The 21,423-nt window shown below is 62.5% G+C and carries 21 protein-coding genes; 14 read left to right on the forward strand and 7 right to left on the reverse strand.

Annotated elements, in window-relative coordinates; all coding sequences use genetic code 11:
• The first annotated feature begins 110 nt into the window (after positions 1–110).
• Genes CCE89_RS02270 through CCE89_RS02280 form a run of 3 tightly spaced genes read left to right on the forward strand, consistent with a single transcriptional unit; the run spans position 111 to position 2,760 of the window.
• Entirely contained in the window at positions 111–1,523 is a 1,413-nt protein-coding gene (locus tag CCE89_RS02270) for a sigma-54-dependent transcriptional regulator (RefSeq protein ID WP_086436399.1), read from the forward strand.
• A 16-nt stretch (positions 1,524–1,539) separates the two neighbouring features.
• On the forward strand, positions 1,540–1,959 hold the full coding sequence (locus CCE89_RS02275; RefSeq protein WP_086436400.1) for a hypothetical protein: 420 nt from the start codon (positions 1,540–1,542) through the stop codon (positions 1,957–1,959).
• A 42-nt stretch (positions 1,960–2,001) separates the two neighbouring features.
• Positions 2,002–2,760, forward strand: a complete 759-nt coding sequence (locus CCE89_RS02280) for an SDR family NAD(P)-dependent oxidoreductase (protein WP_086436401.1) — start codon at positions 2,002–2,004, stop codon at positions 2,758–2,760.
• On the opposite strand, the gene folP is transcribed toward CCE89_RS02280, so the two are convergent.
• The 4 genes from folP to CCE89_RS02300 all read right to left on the reverse strand — a co-directional run bounded on the left by folP (position 2,757) and on the right by CCE89_RS02300 (position 7,839).
• Entirely contained in the window at positions 2,757–3,872 is a 1,116-nt protein-coding gene (gene folP / locus CCE89_RS02285; protein ID WP_086436402.1) for a dihydropteroate synthase, read from the reverse strand. The genes CCE89_RS02280 and folP overlap by 4 nt on opposite strands.
• 123 nt (positions 3,873–3,995) lie before the next feature.
• Positions 3,996–5,483: a M20/M25/M40 family metallo-hydrolase gene (locus CCE89_RS02290; protein WP_234989896.1), complete on the reverse strand. Its 1,488-nt coding sequence runs from the start codon at positions 5,481–5,483 to the stop codon at positions 3,996–3,998.
• Between the two features lie 146 nt (positions 5,484–5,629).
• Positions 5,630–6,601, reverse strand: a complete 972-nt coding sequence (locus CCE89_RS02295) for a sensor histidine kinase (protein WP_086436404.1) — start codon at positions 6,599–6,601, stop codon at positions 5,630–5,632.
• Positions 6,602–6,702: 101 nt separating this feature from the next.
• Entirely contained in the window at positions 6,703–7,839 is a 1,137-nt protein-coding gene (locus CCE89_RS02300; protein ID WP_086436405.1) for a site-specific DNA-methyltransferase, read from the reverse strand.
• A gap of 301 nt (positions 7,840–8,140) precedes the next feature.
• On the opposite strand from CCE89_RS02300, the gene CCE89_RS02305 reads away from it, so the two are divergent.
• Entirely contained in the window at positions 8,141–8,836 is a 696-nt protein-coding gene (locus tag CCE89_RS02305) for a sulfotransferase family protein (RefSeq protein ID WP_086436406.1), read from the forward strand.
• Positions 8,837–8,863: 27 nt separating this feature from the next.
• Here CCE89_RS02305 and CCE89_RS02310 read toward each other — a convergent pair whose 3' ends face one another.
• Together CCE89_RS02310 and CCE89_RS02315 are read right to left on the reverse strand one after the other, a co-directional pair.
• Positions 8,864–9,787, reverse strand: a complete 924-nt coding sequence (locus CCE89_RS02310) for a calcium/sodium antiporter (RefSeq protein ID WP_086436407.1) — start codon at positions 9,785–9,787, stop codon at positions 8,864–8,866.
• Positions 9,788–9,814: 27 nt separating this feature from the next.
• Positions 9,815–10,438 (reverse strand): ribonuclease HII, encoded by a 624-nt coding sequence (locus tag CCE89_RS02315; RefSeq protein WP_086436962.1) that lies wholly within the window; start codon positions 10,436–10,438, stop codon positions 9,815–9,817.
• Here CCE89_RS02315 and CCE89_RS02320 point away from each other — a divergent pair.
• From CCE89_RS02320 to CCE89_RS02345, 6 genes are all read left to right on the forward strand, one after another.
• Positions 10,437–11,618, forward strand: a complete 1,182-nt coding sequence (locus tag CCE89_RS02320; RefSeq protein WP_086436408.1) for a PQQ-dependent sugar dehydrogenase — start codon at positions 10,437–10,439, stop codon at positions 11,616–11,618. The two genes, CCE89_RS02315 and CCE89_RS02320, sit on opposite strands and share 2 nt — an antisense overlap.
• A gap of 188 nt (positions 11,619–11,806) precedes the next feature.
• The gene (locus CCE89_RS02325) at positions 11,807–12,325 is read left to right on the forward strand and encodes a GNAT family N-acetyltransferase (RefSeq protein ID WP_086436409.1); all 519 of its coding nucleotides are present in this window, start codon (positions 11,807–11,809) and stop codon (positions 12,323–12,325) included.
• A gap of 54 nt (positions 12,326–12,379) precedes the next feature.
• Positions 12,380–12,928 carry a DUF1285 domain-containing protein gene (locus CCE89_RS02330; RefSeq protein ID WP_086436410.1) on the forward strand — a complete coding sequence of 183 codons (549 nt, stop codon included), beginning with the start codon at positions 12,380–12,382 and terminating at the stop codon, positions 12,926–12,928.
• Positions 12,925–13,533, forward strand: a complete 609-nt coding sequence (locus CCE89_RS02335) for a CoA pyrophosphatase (protein ID WP_086436411.1) — start codon at positions 12,925–12,927, stop codon at positions 13,531–13,533. The genes CCE89_RS02330 and CCE89_RS02335 overlap by 4 nt, the downstream gene beginning before the upstream one ends.
• Positions 13,523–14,701 carry a CCA tRNA nucleotidyltransferase gene (locus tag CCE89_RS02340; RefSeq protein ID WP_086436412.1) on the forward strand — a complete coding sequence of 393 codons (1,179 nt, stop codon included), beginning with the start codon at positions 13,523–13,525 and terminating at the stop codon, positions 14,699–14,701. The genes CCE89_RS02335 and CCE89_RS02340 overlap by 11 nt, the downstream gene beginning before the upstream one ends.
• Positions 14,702–14,928: 227 nt before the next feature.
• A complete protein-coding gene (locus CCE89_RS02345; RefSeq protein ID WP_086436413.1) occupies positions 14,929–15,513 on the forward strand; it encodes a hypothetical protein in 585 nt (194 codons plus the stop codon).
• A 125-nt stretch (positions 15,514–15,638) separates the two neighbouring features.
• On the opposite strand, the gene parC is transcribed toward CCE89_RS02345, so the two are convergent.
• Entirely contained in the window at positions 15,639–17,942 is a 2,304-nt protein-coding gene (gene parC / locus CCE89_RS02350; protein ID WP_086436414.1) for a DNA topoisomerase IV subunit A, read from the reverse strand.
• Between the two features lie 98 nt (positions 17,943–18,040).
• Between parC and CCE89_RS02355 the strand changes: the two genes are divergently transcribed.
• The 4 genes from CCE89_RS02355 to CCE89_RS02370 all read left to right on the forward strand — a co-directional run bounded on the left by CCE89_RS02355 (position 18,041) and on the right by CCE89_RS02370 (position 21,371).
• Complete coding sequence (locus tag CCE89_RS02355; protein ID WP_086436415.1) at positions 18,041–18,583, forward strand: type 1 glutamine amidotransferase domain-containing protein; 543 nt, start codon at positions 18,041–18,043, stop codon at positions 18,581–18,583.
• Positions 18,584–18,903: 320 nt separating this feature from the next.
• Entirely contained in the window at positions 18,904–19,413 is a 510-nt protein-coding gene (locus CCE89_RS02360) for a PilZ domain-containing protein (protein ID WP_159456560.1), read from the forward strand.
• A 192-nt stretch (positions 19,414–19,605) separates the two neighbouring features.
• Complete coding sequence (locus CCE89_RS02365; RefSeq protein ID WP_086436417.1) at positions 19,606–20,034, forward strand: hypothetical protein; 429 nt, start codon at positions 19,606–19,608, stop codon at positions 20,032–20,034.
• 104 nt (positions 20,035–20,138) lie between these two features.
• Positions 20,139–21,371 carry a cell wall hydrolase gene (locus tag CCE89_RS02370; RefSeq protein ID WP_086436418.1) on the forward strand — a complete coding sequence of 411 codons (1,233 nt, stop codon included), beginning with the start codon at positions 20,139–20,141 and terminating at the stop codon, positions 21,369–21,371.
• The last annotated feature ends 52 nt before the right edge of the window (positions 21,372–21,423 follow it).

Consider the following 21,423-nt stretch of genomic DNA (forward strand, 5'->3'; position numbering starts at 1 on the left):
CAAGCCTTCTCAAGAGACGAGAGCGTTTTTAACAGACTTAATAGGGTCTTTACCCCTCGGCGCTATTTCCCGTTTCCGTACCACGATGGGACGGTTTGGATGCGAATGGGATGAGCGAACAGCGCCTCTTGATGCTTATCGATGACGAGCCGGCCCAGAGCCGGTTGATCTCCGCGCTTGCTGCGCGCGAGGGCTGGCGCACGATCGTCGCACCGGATTCCGAAACCGCTATCGCCATGCTTGGCACGCGCGAGGGTATGCAGCTTTCGGCGATCATTCTCGATCAGTGGGTTCCCGGAGAGGACGCCTGTTCGCTGATCGAGGAATTGAAGAGCCGCAGGCCAGCCTTGCCGATCCTCATGCTAACCACCAGCGCCTCGCCGGTTCTCGCCGTCGAAGCCATGCGCGCAGGGGCAAGCGACTATCTCATCAAACCGGTCGCACCCGATCGCATGATGGAGGCGCTGCGCTCGGCGACCGAACAGGGCGCGCCGCAGGACGAGCTTCAGCCGCTCAGCGAGAAGATGTCGGCCAACCTCGATTTCGACGCCATGATCGGCACCGAACCCAAGTTTCGCACGGCGCTGGCTCAAGCGGCCAAGACCGCACGCGGGCACGGCAACGTGCTGATCGAAGGCGAAAGCGGCACCGGCAAGGAAATGCTGCTGCGCGCGATGCATGCAGCCAGCCCCCGGGCAAAGGCTCCGCTGCGCTTCATCAATATCGGTGGCATCCCGGTGAACTCGGTCGAATCCGTGCTCTTCGGACATGAACCCGACGCCTTTCCAGGCGCTTTTGCAAGGCAGGTCGGTGCGCTGCAGAATTGCGACGGCGGCACACTCGTCCTCGACGAAATCGACCGGTTGAACGAAACGCTCCAGAAAAGGCTCCTGACGGCACTGAGCGAGGGCGTAGTGCGACCCATCGGCGCCAAACATGGGTTCAAGGTCGACGTGCGGCTGCTGACAGCGAGTAACCTCCCGCTTGGCCAGCTGAGCGACTCCGGACATTTCGACCAGGAACTGTTCGCGCTGCTTGCACAATCGGCAATCCTGCTTCCGCCACTGCGTGAGCGCGCCAGCGACATCCCTGCCCTCACCCGTCATTTTCTCGCCCGCATCGGCGAGCAGCCGGGCATGAAGCACCTTTCGATCTCGGACAATGCGCTCGCGCTGCTTTCGGCCTATGACTGGCCGGGCAATGTTCGCCAGTTGCAGGCCGTTCTGTTCCGCGCCGCAATCTTCTGCGACAAGCAAACGCTCACTGCCGAAAGTTTCCCGCAGCTTTGCGAACTGCTTGGTGAGCCCGAGGACGGTATCAAGCCGATCCACGAGGGCGTCGGCGTCATGCTCTATACCGAGGACGGCAATCTGCGCCCGCTGGAAGATATCGAAGCCGATGTGATCCGCCTCGCCATCGGTCATTACCGTGGCCGCATGACCGAAGTCGCGCGCCGCCTCGGCATCGGACGCTCCACCCTTTACCGCAAACTTTCCGACCTCGGCATCGACAACGCTGCCTGATCAAAAGGTTCATCGAATGAGCGACATGTCCCACACGGGTTTCCAAGACGGTTTTCGCGATGCCTGCGACCGCCTTTCGCACAAGGTCGACGCGGACAATTTCGAACGCTTTCGCTGGGGCCGGGACGAGGCACCCAAGCTCGTCAAAATGGTCGAACTGATCAAGGGCGCGGTCGATGACCGCACCGACATCGAGATCAACGAGGAAGGCGGCGAACAGAACATCAAGCGCTTCGTCATCAAGGTGCACGGCAAGCGCATCGTCGGCCTGACCGCCGCGCTCGAAAACGGCCAGGCGGCCATGATCGTCAATCCGATCGAACGCAGCGAATACAAGATCGCACCCGGCGATCCGATCATCGCCGATTGGGATGATGTCAACGAGCAGTGGATCGCGGAAACCCTCGGCAAGCTGATGGAGCGTATCGAGCGCTGATGCATCTTGTCGTGCCGCGCCATGCGCTCTAGCGCTGGCGGCATGACGACACTTCAGGACTTTTCGCAGAAGACCGCGCTGGTAACAGGCGCTGCTTCGGGCATTGGTGCAGCCTGCGCACGCGCATTGGCCGACAGGGGCGCCAGCAAGCTGGTGCTGGTCGATGTCGACGAGGCCGGGCTTGGTGCGCTCGATCTCGATTGCGAAGTTCAACTCGTGACCGGCAGCGTTGCCTCGCCCGACCTATGGAACGAACTCGAACCGCAATTGGGCGCGCTCGACCACGCGATCGTCAACGCCGGGATCGGCGCGGGCGGGCTGTTTTCAGAACTTGATTTTGCCGACTGGCGGCGTGTCATGGACGTCAATCTCGACGGTGCTTTCCTGACGCTCGCCACCGCAATGCGCGCTATGGCAGACAAGGGCGGCGGCATCGTCGTCACCTCTTCCGCGACCGGGGTGAAGCCCATTCCGGCAACCGGTCCCTATGGCGTCGCCAAGGCGGCGGTGGCCCACATGGCGCGCATGGCGGCACTCGAAGGCGCGCCCGGGGGTATCCGCGTCAACGCTATCGCGCCGGGCGGGGTCGACACCGCGATCTGGAACGACGGACCCGATTTCCAGCGCTCGGTCGAAGCGCAAGGGCGCGAAGCTACGCTCAAGGCGATGGCCGCGACGACACCGCGCGGACGCTTCGCCACGGCGGACGAAATCGCCGGTTCGATCCTCTTCCTGCTGTCGGATGCGGCAGCGAACATCACCGGCCAGGTGCTGGTCGATGACGGCGGCTTTACGCTTTAAACCTCCGGCAGTTCGCTGAAGTCGGTCAGCGCCGCGTCGCGCAGGCCGCGCCACACGTTCCGCGCCTGAACCGTTTCCGCCACATCGTGGACGCGAAGCAACTGCACGCCAGCATTCATCCCCGCAATCGCCAGCGCGATCGATCCGCCGAGCCGGTCCTCAACGTCCGCCTCGTGCGACAACGCCCCGATCATCCGCTTGCGGCTCGCCCCGAGGAGCAGCGGCTGGCCGAGCGCATGGAACAGCGGCAGCGCATTTAACAACGCGAGGTTCTCGGCCAGCGACTTGCCGAAACCGATGCCCGGATCGAGCACGATATTGGCGCGCGAGATACCCGCCGCCACCGCCGCATCGCGTCGCTCCGCCAGCCAGTCGAACACGTCGAACACGACATTGTCGTAATCCGCACCGGCGTGAAGGTCCTCGCCCTTGCCGGGGGCATGCATCAGGATCACGGGACACCCCGCCCGCGCCGCTAGCTCAAAGCTGCGCGCATCATGCCTCATGGCAGAAACGTCATTGGCGATATGCGCGCCTGCCTCGAACGCGGCCTCCAGCACACCCGCACGCCGCGTGTCGACACTGATCGCCGCCCCCATCGCGCTGCAATACTCGACCGCAGGAAGCACGCGATCCTTCTCGTCGCCCTCCCATGTGGCGGGCGCTCCGGGACGCGTGCTTTCCCCGCCTATGTCGATGATCGCGGCACCCGCTTCCAGCATGGCGGAGGCATGCGCGCGGCCAGCCTCGGGATTATCGAGAAACGCGCCCCCGTCGGAGAAGCTGTCGGGCGTGACGTTGAGGATGCCCATCACCTGCGGCTGGTCGAGCCGCACCGTGCGCTCCCCCAATTGCATCGGTGGATGCGCGAGCCCGAGGTTGGACCACTGCGCCGAGGCCTCCTCCGCCACCGTATCGGGCAGCTTGCCGAGCACGCTCTCGATGTCGCTGGCGGTGCACAGCCAGCGCTCTGCAACCGCACCGTCTCGCCGCAGGATCACCGCGAACTCGCGCGCATAGACCATCCCACCGCCAAGGCGCACCGCATCGCCTTCGACAGCTTGCGGACCGGATGCACTGGTCAGCGGACGGATGTAGATGCGGTCGCTCATGGCGCATGGCCTCGTTCAATTGCGTTGCGCTGGACTTAGCGAGCGGAGATCGAACGGGATAGGCGCGCGCCGGGGTTATCGTCATCCTGACGGAGTGCGCGCCGCCGAGCCGGTCGCGCTCCCTCAGTCGGAGACTTCTGCCGCCTCTTCTGCGACGACATAGAGATAATCGACATAGGCCATTATTGCCTCGTCGAGCCCGTTCACCTTGGGATCGCTGCTCTCGATCAGGAACCACTCGTTGGGTGCGTGCGCGCCGCCACCGCGGCTGAGACCGAATTGCGACGCCGGAAGATTGAGCGGCGGTCCGTTGAAGATCACGCCCGGCCAGCTGCCGGCGTTGCGCGGCCTGATCGAATAGGGGATGCCCTTTTCATCAAACAAGGCTTTCTGGGCGCGGATGAGGACGCTGTCTTCGTCGGTCTCATTCGGGCCATAGCCCCCCGACACAGTGACCTGCACATCGTCGAAACCACGCTTGGCAAGATGGGCTTTCAGCTTGCTGACGGCTTCGTCCTTGGTCATCGCCGGGACGAGACGGAACTCCAGCTTGGCCTCGGCCCTGCCCGGCAAGACGGTCTTGCCACCGGGGCCGGTATAGCCGGCGATCAGGCCCTGGATATTGACCGTCGGCTGCGAGAGAAACCGCTCGAGACTGGTCACATACGGCTCGTCATCGATCCAGCGGCCGACCCCCAGCAGCGCCTTCGCCTCTTCCTCGGGATTGAGCGCGGCCCCTTCGGCGATCAGTTCCTTCTGACGTTCGGTGAGGGGACGGACATTTTCGAACCAGCCGTCGATGGCTGGGGTATGGCCGTCATCGGCCACCAGCGTGTCGAGCGCCTTGACCAGCCGCCATGCGGGGTTTTCGATACGGGCATGGTTCGATGAATGGATATCGGTCTTGGGATATTTGTCGGAAGTCTCGCCGCCCACGACCAGCTGGAACTCGACCGCGCCCTTTGCACCCAGAGTGATATTGGCGCTGCCGTCCTTGCTCTGCGCGGCAGACGGAATGAACACGCCGACCGTTTTCGCCAGTGCATCGCGGACCTCGGGCACGGCGACGACCTGGTCGAAGTGTGTCGAGGCGACTTCCTCTTCCCCTTCGGCAACGAGGACGAGATTGACAGGCAGCTTCTTCCCGCTCGCCTGGATCGCCTTGATCGCGGCGAGCAGGGCCATCTCGGGGCCCTTCTGGTTGACCGCGCCGCGACCGACGATCGTCAGGCCTTCGCCTTCACGTTCGACGAGCCTGCCTTCGAGCGGGGGCGCGTCCCATTCCGAAGGATCGAACTGCTTCACGTCATACATGAAATAAAGGCCGAGCGTCGTTTCGGCGCCTGCATCCAATGTCGCGAAAACCGCCGGAACGCCGTCGGTCGGAATGATCTTGGCCTGCTGAAAGCCCGCATCGAGCGCCAGCTGTTTCATGTATTCGGCACCAGCCGGGGTATTGAGCTTCTCGGCAGCGATCGTCGGCAGGGCAATCCATTCGCGCAAGTCCTCGATCGTCGCGTCGCGCTGCTCTTTGACGATGCTGACAATCTGCTCGCGGTCCGGCGTCTCCGCCGCCAGCGGTACTGCCGTGGACGCGAGAAGCGCCGCCACGCTCAATCCAACCAACCGACCAACCATACATCCCCCCTCACAATTGCCTCGGAATTGGGAAGCTAACAGCCGGAAGGTGTTTCGCAACCGGCATTTCGACAGGGCACGGCGCGCTCATTGTCGCGCAAGAGATGATCGTAGGCGCCTCAGTCGAGCTTGAGCATGATCTCGCAAACCGCCCCATCGGCAGGGAAGCGCAGATTCACCTCGCCAGAACGCCCCAGCGCACCGGAGATCAACCTCGATCCGAAGCCGTCCTGCTTCGCCTCTCGCACTTCGGGGCCGCCCTGCTCACGCCAGACGACCCGCAGAACCTCGTCCTCACGCGTAATGGCAGTCGTGACGGTCCCGCTCTCGTTCGAGAAAGCGCCATATTTGATCGCATTGGTGATCAGTTCGTGAAGGACCAGCGCGAGCCCCTGAGCGGTCGATCCGCTCAGCAAAGCCTCATCGCAGCCTTCGATCTTCACCCGTTCCTGCAAGCCCGGGAAGGCAGCCAGGGATTGCTCGACAATCGCCCTGATAGTCATGGATCCGGGAGCTTCGCTGATCAGCAATTGGTGGCTGCGCGCAAGAGCATCCACCCGCCCCTCGAGGGACCTCGCGAATGTCGGAATATCGCGCGCCTTGGCCGCGGACAGCCGCACGATCGACTGGATGATGCCGAGCATGTTGCGAACACGGTGGTTGAGTTCGTTGGTGAGCAGCGACAGCCTGTCTTCGCGCTCTTTGGTGTCGGTGATGTCGATCACATGGCCGATAAGCCTGTCGACCGACCCATCCGGGCCGATCAGCGGCCTTCCTGCCGCGCTGATCCAGCGCCTTTCATCCTTGGCGGTCTGAATTTCGCATTCGAACTTCCATAGCTCGTTGTTCCGGATCGCCCGCTGCTGGAGTTCGTCGACGCGCTGACGGTCGCTCTCGACCACATGGCCGAGGAACATTTCATAGGTCCACTCTTCCGGAGCTTCGGAATAGCCGAAAATTTCGTCATGGGCATGATTGCGCCACGCATGGCCGCTGGCCACGTCAAGTTCCCAGATACCGATATGGGCAGACTCGATCACCAGCCGAAGGTGTTCGGCGCTGCGTTCTTCGAATGGCTTCAAATCGGGCATAAGAAATGCGTCCTAGCACCCAAAAACAGTGTCACTCAAAGAGTATAAGCTCTGCCAAACAGCATTGAAAAGCCAGCAGAACAGAATCAGGTTGGGACTATCTAATCTTCCGTGGCGAGCAGGTAAAGCTGCCTCGCAGCATCGATCGGCTTGACCTTTCCGCCGTCCTCGTAGTGCCAGAAGGTCCAGCCATTACAGCTGGGCGCGCCTTGCAGATCCTTGCCGAGCCCGTGGATGCTGCCGACCTGCTTTTCGTAAGAGAGCGAGCCGTCGGCACGGACAGTCGCGATCCAGCGGCGCTTCTTGTCGAACACCTTGGTGCCGGGCTTGAGATAGCCGTTTTCGACCAGCGCACCGAAGGCGACGCGCGGCGCGGACTTCTTCGACTGCATGGTCTGGAGCGCGCTTTCATCGAGCGGCAGTTCCTTCTCGATCCGCTTGTAGGCGGCATCGCGATACATGTTCTCCCGCTCGCAGCCGATCCATTCGCGGCCAAGGCGCTTGGCAACGGCGCCGGTGGTGCCGGTGCCGAAGAACGGGTCGAGCACGACGTCTCCCTTCTCGGTCGTCGCCAGCAGCACGCGGTAAAGCAGCGCTTCGGGCTTCTGGGTCGGGTGAACCTTGTGCCCGCCCTCTTTCAGGCGTTCCGCACCTGCGCAGATCGGCAGAAGCCAGTCGCTGCGCATCTGCAGCTCGTCATTCAATGTCTTCATCGCGCGATAGTTGAAGTGATACTTCGCCTTCTCGCCCTGCGAACACCACAGCAGCGTCTCGTGCGCATTGGTGAAACGCGTGCCCTTGAAATTGGGCATCGGGTTCGACTTGCGCCAGACGATGTCGTTGAGGATCCAGAAGCCGAGGTCCTGCAGGATCGCGCCGACGCGGTAGATATTGTGGTAGCTGCCGATCACCCAGAGCGAACCGTCGGGCTTCAGCACGCGGCGCGCCTCGGTCAGCCAGTCGCGGGTGAAATCGTCATAAACCTTGAAACTGTCGAACTGGTCCCAGTGATCGGTAACTGCATCGACCGCGCTGCCGTCGGGACGGTTGAGATCGCCGCCAAGCTGAAGGTTGTAGGGCGGATCGGCAAAGATGCAGTCGACCGATGCGTCGGGCAGCGAGCGCATCGCTTCCACGCAATCGCCATCGAGTATCTGCCCCAGAGGCAGTTCAGCCGTCAGTTCGACAGCCGTTTTCTGACGCGCGGCGCGCGTTTTCGTGGTCTCCAGGACCGCCATTATTCACCCCTCATATTGGGCCTTCGCAGCAAAGCAGCCACCAGTTCATGCAGCGCGAAGACCAGACCTATCCACAGGGTGAGTCCATCGGGACTCCGCGTCAAGTCCGTTAATCTGCTGCAATATGGTTAACGCCGCGTTAGCTATGACGGAACAAAAAGAGCCCCGCACAAGATGTTGAGTCCCTGCGCTTTTCACAGACTCGACATCATGGGGTGTGACACGAAAGACTCGACTCTTTTCGCAAACTGAAGAATGTTGGATTGACTGAACCCCGGGTCGCGTAACCGGGAGATCACAAATGGCTTTGGAAGTAATCGGGGCAGGACCCGGTCGTACCGCCACCTTTACGATGAAGTTCGCACTCGAGCATCTGGGCTTCGGCCCGTGTCATCACATGGCAGAAGTGTTCGCCGATGCGCGGCGGCAGGTTCCTCTCTGGCTCGACGTGGCGAACGGCAAGCCGGACTGGGACAAGGTCTTCGCCGGTTTCAGATCGGCTGTCGATTATCCCTCCGCCTCATACTGGCGCGAACTGGCCCACTATTACCCGCAAGCCAAGGTGATCCTGACGGTGCGCGATGCTGACAGCTGGTTCGAATCCGTCAGCGAGACGATCTTCTCCGACCAGATGCAGGCGGGCCTGGTGGGCAGCCCCACCGGCGACATGATGCAGGGTGTGATCTTCGCCCACTTTGGCGGCGGCGATATTCGCGACCGCGCCTTCATGACCGACTGGTACGAACGCCGGAACCAGCAGATCATCGACACCATCGCGCCCGAAAGGCTGCTGGTATTCCACCCAAAGGAAGGGTGGGAGCCACTGTGCAAGTTTCTGGGCGTCGATGTGCCGACCGAGAAGTTTCCCCGCGTCAACAGTCGTGACGAGCTACAGGCGGCGCATGAGGATGACCGAGGGGTTCATCCCGATGCGGACGAGGCCGAAGCTTTCGGCAAGCGCTACATCGCGGAACTGAAAGCGAAGGCCTTCGCCTGACGCAAACCGCACGCTTGCGGAGCCGGATCAGACCCCGAGAGCGAGCGTGGTGTTGACCGCGAAGATCAACACAAGGCCGGCGCCGATAACGCGCCCAATGCTCTTGGCCGCGGCGAGCAGGAGAAGCAGCACGACCGCGGATGCTGCGAGCAGCACCAGCTGGTAGTCGAGCAAGCTTGCCGGCACGGGGACCGGCGCGACCATCATCGTCACGCCGCCGATCAGCAGGATGTTGTAGATGTTGGAGCCGACGACGTTACCCACTGCGAGGCCCGGCTGTCCGCGAATGGCAGCTGCCACCGAAGCAGCGAGCTCGGGCAGCGAAGTTCCGACAGCGACCACCGTCAGACCGATCACCGTCTCGCTCACGCCGACAAGCGTGGCGAGGTCGATCGCGCCGGTGACGAGGAGATTGCCCCCGCCCACCAGCAGCGCGAGACCAACAACAAAAGCGATGACCGCTTTCGGCATGGACACCATGCTGTCGTCCTCCTCGTCCCCGTCGATCGAGCGCGGGTGATTGAGGCGCCAGAGAATATAGGCGACCAGAAGCGCAAGCAGCACCGCGCCGATCCAGATCGAACCGGTCTGCAGATAGGTAATGCCCCATAGCAACAGGGTCGCCAGCAGGGCGATCACCGCATCCCGCCTGCCCAACCCGGTCAATGCAATAGGGGCAACCAGCGCCGTAAAGCCGAGGATCAGCAGCGTGTTGGCGATATTCGACCCGATCACATTGCCCCAGGCAAGCTCTGGAGAGCCCTGCAAGGCGGCTTCGACGCTGGCGACCATTTCCGGCATCGAGGTGGCGAAGCCGACGATGACGAGGCCGGTCACGAGATTGGACACGCCAAGACGGTGCGCGATGCTTACCGAACCGCGCACGAGAAACTCGCCGCCGACGGCCAGGCCGACAAGGCCGACGATGCTGAAAAGGATCGCTTCGATCATGTGGCGCTATGTAGTGAAGTCCGCGCGTTAGAGAAGCGCCAATTGTGCGATGGGCGCAAAACTCTGGCGGTGGAGCGGCGAAGGCCCGTGATGGCGCAAAGCCTCCATGTGCTCGCGGGTGCCATAGCCCTTGTTCCGCTCCCAGCCGTAATGCGGATGGTCCTGCGCCGCTTCCAGCATCAGGCGATCGCGCCATTCCTTGGCGACGATCGAGGCGGCGGAAATCGCAGGCTCCAACCCGTCGCCGCCGACGATCGCGCGCGCTTTCCAGCGCCATTCCCTGCAGCGCCCATGAGGCGTGAGATTGCCGTCGATCAGCACGTCCTCCGGCTCGCAGCCCAAACGCTCGACCAGCCGCTCGACCGCCAGTGTCATCGCACGCATCGTGGCGATCAGCACATTGACCCGGTCGATTTCCTCGGCCTCGATGACCCCCACGCCCCACACGCAGCTATGGCGGATATGACTATCGAGTTCTGCGCGGCGCTTGGCGGAAAGTCGCTTGGAATCGTCGAGCCCTTCGGGATATGCGCTACCCAACACGACGGCTGCGGCGACGACAGGTCCGGCGAGCGGACCACGACCCGCCTCGTCGACGCCGACAATCAGGCGCTCGGCACCGAATTCATTTTCAGGAGTTCCAGAAAGCATGAACATGATCGCAAAGCCCTTCGCCCTCTTCTCGCCCGCCCTGCTCGCAGCCGCAAGTTGCAGCGCGCAGTCAAATGTGGACAGCGCCAGCAATGGCGATGCGCTGTCCGGAACCATGGACGCGGACGAGGTCTTCGTGATCGAGGAACGCGGCACTTATGACGAGCCATGGGCTGCGGCCTTCGTGCCTGGAACCGAAGTTCTGGTGATCACGACCAAGCCGGGACAGCTGATCGGCTATGACACCGCGGCGGATCGCGAATTCACGATCTCGGGCGCACCGCAGGTCGACTATGGCGGCCAGGGCGGGCTGGGAGACATCGCCTTCCTCCAGAGCGAGGCGGCCGATACGCTTGCCTCGCGCACGATCTTCCTCAGTTTTGCCGAGGCAGGCCAGGGTGACACCCGCGGTGCAGCCGTCGGCAAGGGACAGATGGTGTGCGACGATCAGCGGAGTTGCGAGATCCGCGATTTCGAAGTGATCTGGCGGCAGACCCCCAAGGTCACCGGGCGAGGCCACTTCTCGCACCGCCTGCTGTTTTCGCCGGACGAGCGCTATCTCTATGTCGCGAGCGGCGACCGGCAAAAGCTTGAACCCGCCCAGGACACCTCGAACACGCTGGGCACGATCGTCCGGCTCAATCTCGATGGGTCGGCAGCCGAGGGCAATCCGGAAGTCGGTGACGACACGCCGAGCAACGAGATCTGGTCGTACGGACACCGCAACATCCTGGGAATGGACTGGGACGAGCAAGGGCGACTGTGGGAAGTCGAGCATGGCCCTGCCGGCGGCGATGAGCTCAACCTCGTCAAGAAGGGTGCGAACTATGGCTGGCCGACACGTTCCAACGGCGACCACTATAACGGCGACCCGATTACCGATCACAGCGCCGACGATGGCTTCACCAAGCCGGCAGTGAGCTGGAGCCCGGTGATCGCGCCGGGGGACATGCTGTTCTACAGAGGCGATCTCTTCTCCGCCTGGCAGGGCGATGCGCTGATGCCTGGCCTCAAGACCCAGGCGCTGATCCGCGTCGAGATCGATGGTGAAAATGCCCGCGAAGCTGCCCGGTACGAATTCGACGATCGTCTGCGTGCAATTGCCGAAGGCCCCGACGGCGCGCTGTGGATCCTTGAAGACCGCGAGGGCGCGAGCCTGTTGAAGCTTACGCCCAAGTGATCTTCCGCACACCCGCCCGGGCGTGCGATTTCCTCGCTCACGCGACCTGACGGTCGCATCGCTGCGGGCGGGCTTGCAGGTGTCCTTCGGACAGCTGCGTCTTCGACTGCGCTTCCGCCCTTGCGGCCCTGCGGGCCGGTTCTATTTTTGTCGACAGCGCGCGCGCGTGAAACTAAGCGCGCTTCGCCATGGCGACACTGATCCCTCTTGCGAATGTCGAACCCGACATGATCGAGCAATTGCTCGACCGTGCTTTCGGGCCCGACCGGCATGCCCGCACCGCCTATCGTATTCGGGGAGAGGCGCAGTGGCTCGAGGCGCTGAGCTTCGCCGCGCTCGACGACGAGGACATGCTGGTGGGGACGATCCAGCTCTGGCCAGTCGCGCTGACCGACAAGGAAGGCCGCGCCCATCCGATGATCATGGTCGGTCCGGTTGCTGTGCTGCCGGAGCATCAGGGCGGCGGCTATGGCAAGGCGTTGATGTTTGCGGCACTCGACGCGGTGGAGCGAAGCGGCGGCGACGCCCCCGCCCTGCCGCTGGTGATGATTGGCGATGCAGAATATTACGGCCGCTTCTTCGGTTTCAGCGCCGAGCACACGCGCGGCTGGCACTGCCCGGGCCCGTTCGATCCCGCGCGATTGCTATTGAGATACGCAAATCCGGCGGTGCTGCCGGACGAAGGAATGCTCGGCCCCTGGCAATAGTCGTCAGGACAGGGTTGGCGAATTAACCACCTTCTGGCATCGATCCTCGCACCTATGCCTTACACTCCGCCCCCGCACCTCGCAGAGCTGTCTTTGCCTGAAATCGCCAAGCTGGTGGCGGAGCGAAAGCTGCCGCCTGTCGAGCAATGGGCACCCGAGGCAAGCTCGGACAGCCGTATGCGGATCGCGGCGGACGGAACGTGGTATCACGACGGCTCACCCATCCGCCGCGAGGCGATGGTGCGCGCCTTCGCCAGCCTGCTGATGCGCGACGATGCGGGCCAGCACTGGCTCGTCACGCCCTATGAGAGGCAATCGATCGAGGTCGAGGATGCGGCGCTGATAGCCGTCGACGTGAAGCAGGACGACGGCGCGCTCGCCTTCCGGCTCAACACCGACGATCTCGTGATCGCCGGTCCCGACCATCCACTGCGCGCGGCCGGCGACCCGGAGACGCCTGCGATCTACCTGTCAGCGCGGCGCGGCTGCGAGGCGAAGCTGAACCGCAGTACCTACCAGCAGCTCGCCGATATCGCGCTTGCAGCGGGCGACGACTGGAGGGTCACCAGCATGGGCGAGCGTTACTCGCTTCTTCCCGAATGAGCCCTCTGTTCGATCGCCTGGCCGACCTGTTCGAACGCGGGCATCGCACGCCTGCGAACGGACTGCTGAGCGATGACCGTTTCATCAAGGACAGCCCGACCGCCGATGCCGCCGTTCTGATCGCGGTGACAGATCGGGACCGGCCGGGCGTGCTGCTTACCCAGCGCCCCAACGACATGCGCGATCATCCGGGGCAGGTCGCTTTTCCGGGCGGCAAGGTCGACGAAGGCGAGGATGCGGTCACCGCCGCGCTGCGCGAAGCCGAAGAGGAAATCGCACTCGCCCGCCATCATGTGCAGGTGATCGGCACGACCGACCGCTATCAGACCGGCACCGGTTTCGACATCACCCCGGTGCTCGGCGTGGTCCCGCCCGATCTCGACCTCACGCCCAACCCGACCGAGGTCGAGGACTGGTTCGAGGCACCGCTAGACCTGCTGCTGAAGCCGGAGAACTGGACCGAACACGAGGTTATCTGGCGCGGCCATCCTCGCAAATATCTCGAAATGCACTATTCCGGCTTTCGCATCTGGGGCGTGACTGCAGCGATCATCTTCAACCTGTCGCAACGCATCACTTACGAGGGGCTGTTCGGTGAAGGCTGATCTGTCAGATGCCGCATGGACGAGGCGCGAGGGGCTCGCCGAACTCACGCAGGCTCTGGGCGCCGAGGCGATCCGCTGGGTCGGCGGCGCGGTGCGCGACAGCCTTCTCGGCCACGAAGTCGCCGATGTCGATTGCGCCACCACGCATCTGCCCGACGCCGTGATAGAACTGTGCAAGCAGGCTGGCATCCGCACGGTCCCCACGGGGATCGATCACGGCACCGTGACCGCCATACTGTCGGGCGGGCCGGTCGAGATCACGACCCTGCGCCATGACGTCTCGACCGACGGACGGCGCGCGACAGTCGCCTTCGCGCAGGAATGGAAGGAAGACGCAGCGCGGCGCGACTTCACCATCAACGCGCTCTACGCCCATCCCGAAACACTCGCGATATCCGACTATTTCGGCGGGCTTGAAGACCTCGCGGCGCGGCGGGTGCGCTTTATCGGCGATGCGCGCGAACGGATCCGCGAGGATCACCTGCGGATCCTGCGCTACTTCCGCTTCCAGGCGCGCTTCGGAGCAGAACTGGACCGCGAAGCAGAGGAAGCCTGCGCCGAACTCGCACCAATGCTCAAGGGGTTGAGCCGTGAACGCATCGCGAGCGAATTGCTCGCAATCCTTTCCCTGCCCGATCCGCATGAAGTTATCGCGCGCATGCATGAAAAGGGCGTGCTCAAGGTCATCCTTCCTGAAACCTGCCGCCAACATATCGCCGCTCTCGAACGACTGATTGCCGCGGAGCGTGATCAAGGCTTCGCGCCATCGCCCATCCGCCGTCTCGCTGCCTTGCTTCCACCCGTTACCGATGTTGCTGGCGACGTCGCGGCTCGCCTTCGCCTGTCGCGCGCCCAACGCGGATTGCTCGTTACGCTGGCGGAGCGAAAGCCCGAAGATTGCGAGGCTGCAAAAGCCATCGCCTATACCGAAGGAGTCGATGCGGCAGCCGGCCGTATCCTGCTGCAGGGCGGCGATGCCAGCGCGATCAAGGACTGGGTTCCGCCGCAATTTCCGTTGAAGGGCGGCGTGATCGTCGAGCGCGGTGTGGCTGCCGGACCCGAGGTCGCGCGGATCATGCGTGCGGTTGAATCGCAGTGGATTGCCGAAGGTTTTCCGGGCGAGCAGCGGATCGCGGAATTGCTCGAACAGGAGCTGGCCAAACGCTGAGCGGCTCCTTCAGCGTAGCTTCAGGCTGGGACAGCTATCACAAGCGAGGTTGCAAAAACGCGCCTCTATTGGTTATTGCGCACAACCGCGAGGTGGCCTGGCCCCACGCTGGCTAGGTCGTCGGTTCATTCCCACCAAGCCGCCTACAATCGAATATCTACCGGTAGCAGCGCTCGGGGACTGTGCGCAGCAATGCCATTGAAGTTGAGAAATAACGGAGACAATTCATGAAGTTCACGAAGCTTGCCCTGCTGGCCACCGCTATGGCCGCCGCTCCTTACGCCGCGAACGCGCAGGACGTTGGCGCCACCGTTTTCGGTAACGACGACGCCGCAATCGGTACCGTCACCACCAATGACGGCAGCGTCGTGACCGTCGACACCGGCAAGCACAAGGCTCCGCTGCCCGCCAATCTTCTCGCCGAGCGCGAAGGCAAGTGGACGGTGAATGCCACGAAGGCCCAGATCGACCAGATGATGGACGCCCAGGTTGCTGCCGCCAATGAAGCGCGCGACGCTGCGCTCATCGAAGGTGCTGCAGTAATGAGTGCGGACGGCCAGCCGGTCGGCACCGTCTACACTGTCGACACCGAAGACATGGTCATCATCAAGAACGATGCCGGCATTATCACGCTCACGCGTGACAGCTTTGCTGCCGACGCAAACGGTGCGCTGATCGTGCTCTATTCGGCTGCGGATATCGCTTCGAACACCACGCCGGTCCCCGAGGGTGCAGAAATCCTCACCCCGGCACAGGCTCGCGCCAAGGAAGCTGGCGCAGGCGCAGGTGACGAGGCCGAAGCCGAAATGTAATCACGCCTGATTGCCTGCTTCCAGCGGGAAGCATCTAGAAAGCCGCGCTCGCCCTTTGGGGTGGGCGCGGTTTTTCTTTGCGATGAAGCTTGAGGCGCGGGTTTCAGCAATCCCGGCGCGGCCCACTACTCGTCTGTAAACCTGTTGTCCTTGGGGAAGCCCTGCGGCGGCATGCGTCCAGCCGCACCGCGTGCGACCTTCCATTGCCAGATATCGTTCTCGGTCCGGGTGCGGTCGCCCTTCCCGCCCATCTGCCAGCTCAGGCCTTCAGCCAGAACGAAGGTCTTGGCATCGGACAGTCCGCCGTCGCGATAGCGTTGCAGCATGACACCCTGGCCACGCCCCATCACCGGCACTTCCTCCAGGTTGAAGACCACCAGCTTGCGGTTGTCGCCCACGCAGGCCACGTGGTCATGCCCCTCAGCGATCTCGCGCATCACCTGCAGCTTCGCATCGCCCTTCAAATTGACGACCTGCTTGCCCTTCTTGGTCTCGGCGACGAGGTCCTTGGTCTCCGCGACGAAGCCCTTGCCGATGGACGATGCGAGCAAGAGGCGCCCGCCTTCGCGGTTTACCACCATGCCCGCAATCCGCGTCTCCGCCTCGAGGTCGATCATCGACTGGACCGGCTCGCCAAAGCCGCGCGCACCGGGCAGCTTGTCCGCGCCCAATGTATAAAAGCGCCCGTTTTCCGCCGCGATCAGCACCTTGTCGGTGGTCTGCGCATGGACGATGAAGCCGAGCTCGTCGCCTTCCTTGTACTTGAATTCCTGATCGAGCGGGACGTGACCCTTGGCCGCGCGGATCCAGCCTTTCTTTGAGAGGATGACCGTCACCGGCTCCTTCTCGATCATCGCGTCCATGCTGAACTCGACCGCAGGGGCGGCTTCCTCGATCCGCGTGCGGCGCGCGCCGAGATCCGTATCCTCGCCATACTCCTTGCGCAGCGCCTTGAGGTCGCGCTTCAGGCGCGTGCGCTGGCGGGCAGGGGAGTCCAGCAGTTTCTGCAGTTCGTCCTGTTCGGCGAGAAGATCATCCTTCTCCTGCCGCAGCTGCATTTCCTCCAGCTTGCGCAAGCTGCGGAGGCGCATGTTGAGGATCGCTTCGGCCTGGCGGTCGGTGAGCGAAAACTCCTCCATCATCACCGCCTTGGGTTCATCCTCGTATCGGATGATCTCGATCACCCGGTCGAGGTTGAGGAAGGCGATGATATAGCCTTCGACCAGCTCCAGCCGCCGCGCGATCTGGTCGAGCCGGTGCTGGCTGCGCCGCTGCAGGATCTCGATCTGGCTGGCGACCCAGTTCTGCAGCAGCTCCTTCAGTCCCATCACCATCGGCGTGCGCGAAGCGTCGAGCACGTTGAGGTTGAGGCCGAAGCGGGTTTCCAGATCGGTCAGCTTGTAGAGCGATTCCTTGAGCAGTTCGGGATCGACATTGCGGCTGCGCGGGACGAGCACGATGCGGATGTGCTCGTCGCTCTCGTCGCGCACATCGTCGAGGATCGGCAGCTTCCTGTCGGCAATCGCCTGCGCGATCTGCTCGATCAGCTTGCCCTTGGGCACCTGGTAGGGGATTTCGGAAATGACGAGCTGCCATTGTCCGCCGCCCAGCCGTTCGATCCCGGCATCGCGATCCTCGGCCTTGTCCGCTTCGGGCGCATGGAAGCGGCCGCGCACGCGGAAAGAGCCGCGTCCCGTTTCGTAGGCCTTTGAAATCGCTTCCGCGCTTTCGGGGACGATCCCGCCGGTGGCAAAGTCCGGCCCCTTGAAGACTTCCATCAGTTCCTGGTGCGTGACATCCTTGTTGAACATCACCAGCTCGGTCGCGTCGATGATCTCGGCGACATTATGCGAGGGGATATTGGTCGCCATGCCGACCGCGATCCCGCTCGCCCCATTGGCGAGCAGGTTCGGGAACAACCCCGGGAAGATCTCCGGCTCCTGCTCTTCGCCATTATAGGTCGGGATGAAATCGACCGTCCCTTCGTCCAGCCCTTCCATCAGGCGCAGAGCGGTCCTGGTCAGGCGCGCCTCGGTATAGCGATAGGCGGCGGCGTTATCGCCGTCGATATTACCGAAATTACCCTGCCCCTCGACCAGCGGATAGCGGAGCGCGAAATCCTGCGCGAGGCGCACCATCGCGTCATAGACGCTGGCGTCGCCATGCGGATGGTATTTACCGATGACGTCGCCGACCACGCGCGCAGACTTCTTGAACGCGCTCGACGGGTCGAGCTTCAGCTGCCGCATGGCCCAGAGCAGGCGGCGGTGGACCGGCTTCAGCCCGTCGCGCAGATCGGGCAGCGAGCGCGCCGTGATCGTCGAGAGGGCATAGACGAGATAGCGTTCTTCGAGCGCGGAATCGAACGGCGCATCGACGATCGCATCGAAGGGATCTGGGCCGGAATCATCGAGATCGGTGGTGGACATACAAGTCGGCTTATCAGAGCCACGGCTCGCCTGTCAGCAAGGAACATTTGCCTGTCCCCACTCATTGAAGGAGTAACAGCAAATCAAGGAGTTATACTATGACACGCGTGCTTATTATCGCCACCGACGGGTTCGAACAATCGGAACTCATGAAGCCCAAGGCCAATCTCGAAGACGCCGGCGTATCGACGACCGTTGCAAGTCTCGAAGATGGTGAGATCAAGGGTTGGGACCAGAAGGACTGGGGTGAAAGCGTCCAAGTAGACATCACGGTCGATGAGGTATCGAGTAACGACTATGACGCGCTGATGCTGCCGGGCGGTCAGATGAACCCGGACATCCTGCGCATGAACGACCGTGTCATCGATCTCGTTCGCGAGTTCGACAAGGCGGGCAAGCCGATCGCAGCCATCTGCCACGCACCGTGGTTGCTCGCCGAAGCCAAGATCATCGAAGGCAAAACCGTGACCGGTTGGCCGTCAATCCGCACCGACCTCAAGAATGCCGGTGCCGCCGTGGTCGATGAAGAAGTCGCACAGGATGGCAACCTCATCACCTCGCGTAATCCGGACGACATCCCCGCATTTTCGAAGGCGCTCATCGGCGCACTCGACAAGGTGAAGGTCTCGGAGAACGCCTGATCCGACAGCTTCTGGGCCGGTCCATCCCCGGTCCACAGCGAGGACCCCGCTGCGTCACTGGCGCGGCGGGGTTTTTGCTGTCCGTCGCTCGTGCGAATCTGCTATCGAGAACTCTCGATAATACGCCTTGTCGGCTTCATGATCGCGTTCGCCCAGTTCGGGTTAGGCCGGTATAACCCCAATGAGCGTCAATTTTCGGTCGATATACTGACAACGCGTGCTTGATAAGCGGCAGGCTCCCTTTAGGAATTTGCAAGGCGCATAATTCTTATGTGACTATGATCGTAAGTTCCGTTCCGCAGGTGGGGTTGGATGGCCGAATGGGTGGATTTGCACGCCCTCTCCTTGCTGAAATACATCAGGACAGCCGCCGGGCCGAACGGCGGACTCTGAGCCTGTCGACGCAGGTCTCATCCTATGAGGATTCGACCAAGGCGCTGATCCATGACCTGTCCGAGAACGGGCTGATGATCGAAACCTCGGCCGAGCTCAAACCGGGTGACAGCCTGTTCGTGGACCTTCCCTTCGTCGGCACCATCGAGGCGCGCATCGTGTGGCAGAAGGATTCGTCCTACGGTTGCGAGTTCATAGAACCTGTCTCGCAAGCTACGGTCAGCGCCGCATTGTTGCGGTCCACCCCCGAGATTCCCCAAAGCCGTCCCGAAACGGTGATCGAGGAGCTCAAGGTAGGTGTGAAGCCGACGCTTGAAGAAATGACCAGTTGGGAAGTCGAATTCGAACGCACCAAAGGTGCCACCGGATACCAGCTTATCGGTTTTCGCCAGACCCAGGACGGCACCATTATCGCCATGGTCACGAAGACGAATTGAGGCGGATTTCCGCTCTTTTTCCCGGTTTTTCGTGCCGATAGCAGCAACCCTTTAGAGTAATATCCATTGGCCGTCAGCCGATGTAACCTGCCATCACAATCTGGCGGTTCAACAGGCGTCCTGCCCACTATTCAGGTGCGCCCGCAGCCGCCAGCTTGGCGATTGCCGCAAACCTTGAAACGGGGGGTTGTTATGAACCAGGACGGAAATGCACGGGGCACGCGTTGTCTGGCCGGAATCGAAAGCGATCTGATGAAAGCGGAAGAAGCCTTCATCGATGCCGACACGCGCTTCAAGAAGGCCGAGCTTGATCGCCAGGCCGCGCTGGAGACGATCAACAAGCATCAGATCGAAATGGACAATTTCATCGCCGAGATGCGTCAGCACAGCGTTCCTGGAACCAAATGGCATCCGTCACAAGACGACAACGGAGCCGATACCCTGGAATTGCACAACGAGGACATCGTTCGTGGCGAGGCGCGCGATGAACCTGTCGACCTTGCGCTTTCGTCCGAGGAGAACAAGCGGCTTCTCGAATCCGAGTTCAAGGATGCCAAGGAGCCGGTCCGCGAGCGGAGTGATGACCCCGTTCTCAAGGTCGTTTCCGGCAAGCGAGCCTGATCGGACCTTCTTAAAAGCCCAGCGATAACCCCAAAGCGCAATAGCGGGTCGGACCTGTGCGATGCTAATTTCTCGACATTGATCGAGAGGGCATCGAACGAGGCATGGAATCCGATCTTGCCAGCAGGCTGAGGACTGTCACCGGCACCGCTACCGAGCGGGTCCGGTCAGCCCTGCAGCATCGCCGCGCCAAGCCGTTATCGCTGGCAATCGCATCGAGCTGCGCTGCCGCCCTCATCTTTCCGAGCCCCCTCGCCCGCCACGAAGGCTGGACGCACATCGGTGCCGGAAGCGCGCGGGCGAGCACATTTGCAGCGGGCACCGAGTTGCCTGATGCCGCCCGCACGAACGCCCTTCTTTCCACCGTATCGGCACAGGCGATAAGTGCAGCGCCGACGCTGCGAAACGCCCTACCCTTCCGCTACAGCGGCAGCGATGCCAATCGCTCTCGCGCAGCAGAATGCCTTGCGGCCGCTGCCTGGTACGAGATCGGCAACGATCGCGAGGGCCAGAGGGCAGTTATCCAGACGGTGATCAACCGGGTGAACCATCCCGGCTTTCCCAATTCGGTTTGCGGCGTGGTATTCCAGGGATCGCACCTAAGGACGGGGTGCCAGTTCACCTTTACCTGCGACGGCTCGCTGCAGCGCCGCCGTCCCTCGGCCGCCTCATGGAAGAAGGCTTTGGCCGTCGCGGAAGAAGCGCTCGACGGTTTTGTCGACACATCGATCGGGACCGCGACTCATTATCACGCGGACTATGTTTCGCCCTGGTGGAGCTCCCACCTACAGCGCCTGACCGCTGTCGGACCGCATGTGTTCTATCGCTGGTCCGGTAGTCGCGGCAATTTCTCGAGCCGCGTCAGGCTCGATGCCGAACAGGACTACGACGCCCTGGTTCGCAAGAGCGCAGAGACCGAGCGCGATATCGAGGCGGGCAGAGAGATCGCCGGCGGCACGGCCGAGACACAACTCGCCAGCCTGTCCGGCCCGCCGACCTCCCCGGGCAAGATGGCGCCGGTCCAGCCAAGCGATAGCGCGATCGTGGTTACGCTAGCTGCCAACCAGCCGAGCGGCCGCTGGGCAGTCGAAGCGATGAAAGCTTGCAGCGGAAGCAGCGATTGCCGCGTCATCGGTTATCGCAACAGCGGTCTTGCTTCAGCCAACCGCGCACGCGCCGCCGGCATGCGCGACCGGCCGACGTTTCTCTTCCTGCGTGACGAGGTATCAGGGATGAACCTGGCCCTATGGGACTGCGAAACCATAGAGCGGCCGCAGAAAAGCCAATGCCTCCCCGATGACGGAGCGGCTCTGCGCAAATTGATGGTGGAAAGCTGACGTAGCCGAAGAGCCTCCGACAGCACAGGAAGTCATCGACCAGTGATAGCCG

The organism is Altererythrobacter xiamenensis, from assembly GCF_900177715.1.
In the GTDB taxonomy this organism is placed as follows: domain Bacteria; phylum Pseudomonadota; class Alphaproteobacteria; order Sphingomonadales; family Sphingomonadaceae; genus Erythrobacter; species Erythrobacter xiamenensis.

Bases quoted from the DNA above. Each gene is read 5' to 3' on its own strand.
- CCE89_RS02270 (WP_086436399.1), top strand. From the start codon at position 111: ATGAGCGAACAGCGCCTCTTGATGCTTATCGATGACGAGCCGGCCCAG.
- CCE89_RS02275 (WP_086436400.1), top strand. From the start codon at position 1,540: ATGAGCGACATGTCCCACACGGGTTTCCAAGACGGTTTTCGCGATGCC.
- CCE89_RS02280 (WP_086436401.1), top strand. From the start codon at position 2,002: ATGACGACACTTCAGGACTTTTCGCAGAAGACCGCGCTGGTAACAGGC.
- folP (WP_086436402.1), bottom strand. From the start codon at position 3,872: ATGAGCGACCGCATCTACATCCGTCCGCTGACCAGTGCATCCGGTCCG.
- CCE89_RS02295 (WP_086436404.1), bottom strand. From the start codon at position 6,601: ATGCCCGATTTGAAGCCATTCGAAGAACGCAGCGCCGAACACCTTCGG.
- CCE89_RS02300 (WP_086436405.1), bottom strand. From the start codon at position 7,839: ATGGCGGTCCTGGAGACCACGAAAACGCGCGCCGCGCGTCAGAAAACG.
- CCE89_RS02305 (WP_086436406.1), top strand. From the start codon at position 8,141: ATGGCTTTGGAAGTAATCGGGGCAGGACCCGGTCGTACCGCCACCTTT.
- CCE89_RS02310 (WP_086436407.1), bottom strand. From the start codon at position 9,787: ATGATCGAAGCGATCCTTTTCAGCATCGTCGGCCTTGTCGGCCTGGCC.
- CCE89_RS02320 (WP_086436408.1), top strand. From the start codon at position 10,437: ATGAACATGATCGCAAAGCCCTTCGCCCTCTTCTCGCCCGCCCTGCTC.
- CCE89_RS02315 (WP_086436962.1), bottom strand. From the start codon at position 10,438: ATGCTTTCTGGAACTCCTGAAAATGAATTCGGTGCCGAGCGCCTGATT.
- CCE89_RS02325 (WP_086436409.1), top strand. From the start codon at position 11,807: ATGGCGACACTGATCCCTCTTGCGAATGTCGAACCCGACATGATCGAG.
- CCE89_RS02330 (WP_086436410.1), top strand. From the start codon at position 12,380: ATGCCTTACACTCCGCCCCCGCACCTCGCAGAGCTGTCTTTGCCTGAA.
- CCE89_RS02335 (WP_086436411.1), top strand. From the start codon at position 12,925: ATGAGCCCTCTGTTCGATCGCCTGGCCGACCTGTTCGAACGCGGGCAT.
- CCE89_RS02345 (WP_086436413.1), top strand. From the start codon at position 14,929: ATGAAGTTCACGAAGCTTGCCCTGCTGGCCACCGCTATGGCCGCCGCT.
- parC (WP_086436414.1), bottom strand. From the start codon at position 17,942: ATGTCCACCACCGATCTCGATGATTCCGGCCCAGATCCCTTCGATGCG.
- CCE89_RS02355 (WP_086436415.1), top strand. From the start codon at position 18,041: ATGACACGCGTGCTTATTATCGCCACCGACGGGTTCGAACAATCGGAA.
- CCE89_RS02360 (WP_159456560.1), top strand. From the start codon at position 18,904: ATGGGTGGATTTGCACGCCCTCTCCTTGCTGAAATACATCAGGACAGC.
- CCE89_RS02365 (WP_086436417.1), top strand. From the start codon at position 19,606: ATGAACCAGGACGGAAATGCACGGGGCACGCGTTGTCTGGCCGGAATC.
- CCE89_RS02370 (WP_086436418.1), top strand. From the start codon at position 20,139: ATGGAATCCGATCTTGCCAGCAGGCTGAGGACTGTCACCGGCACCGCT.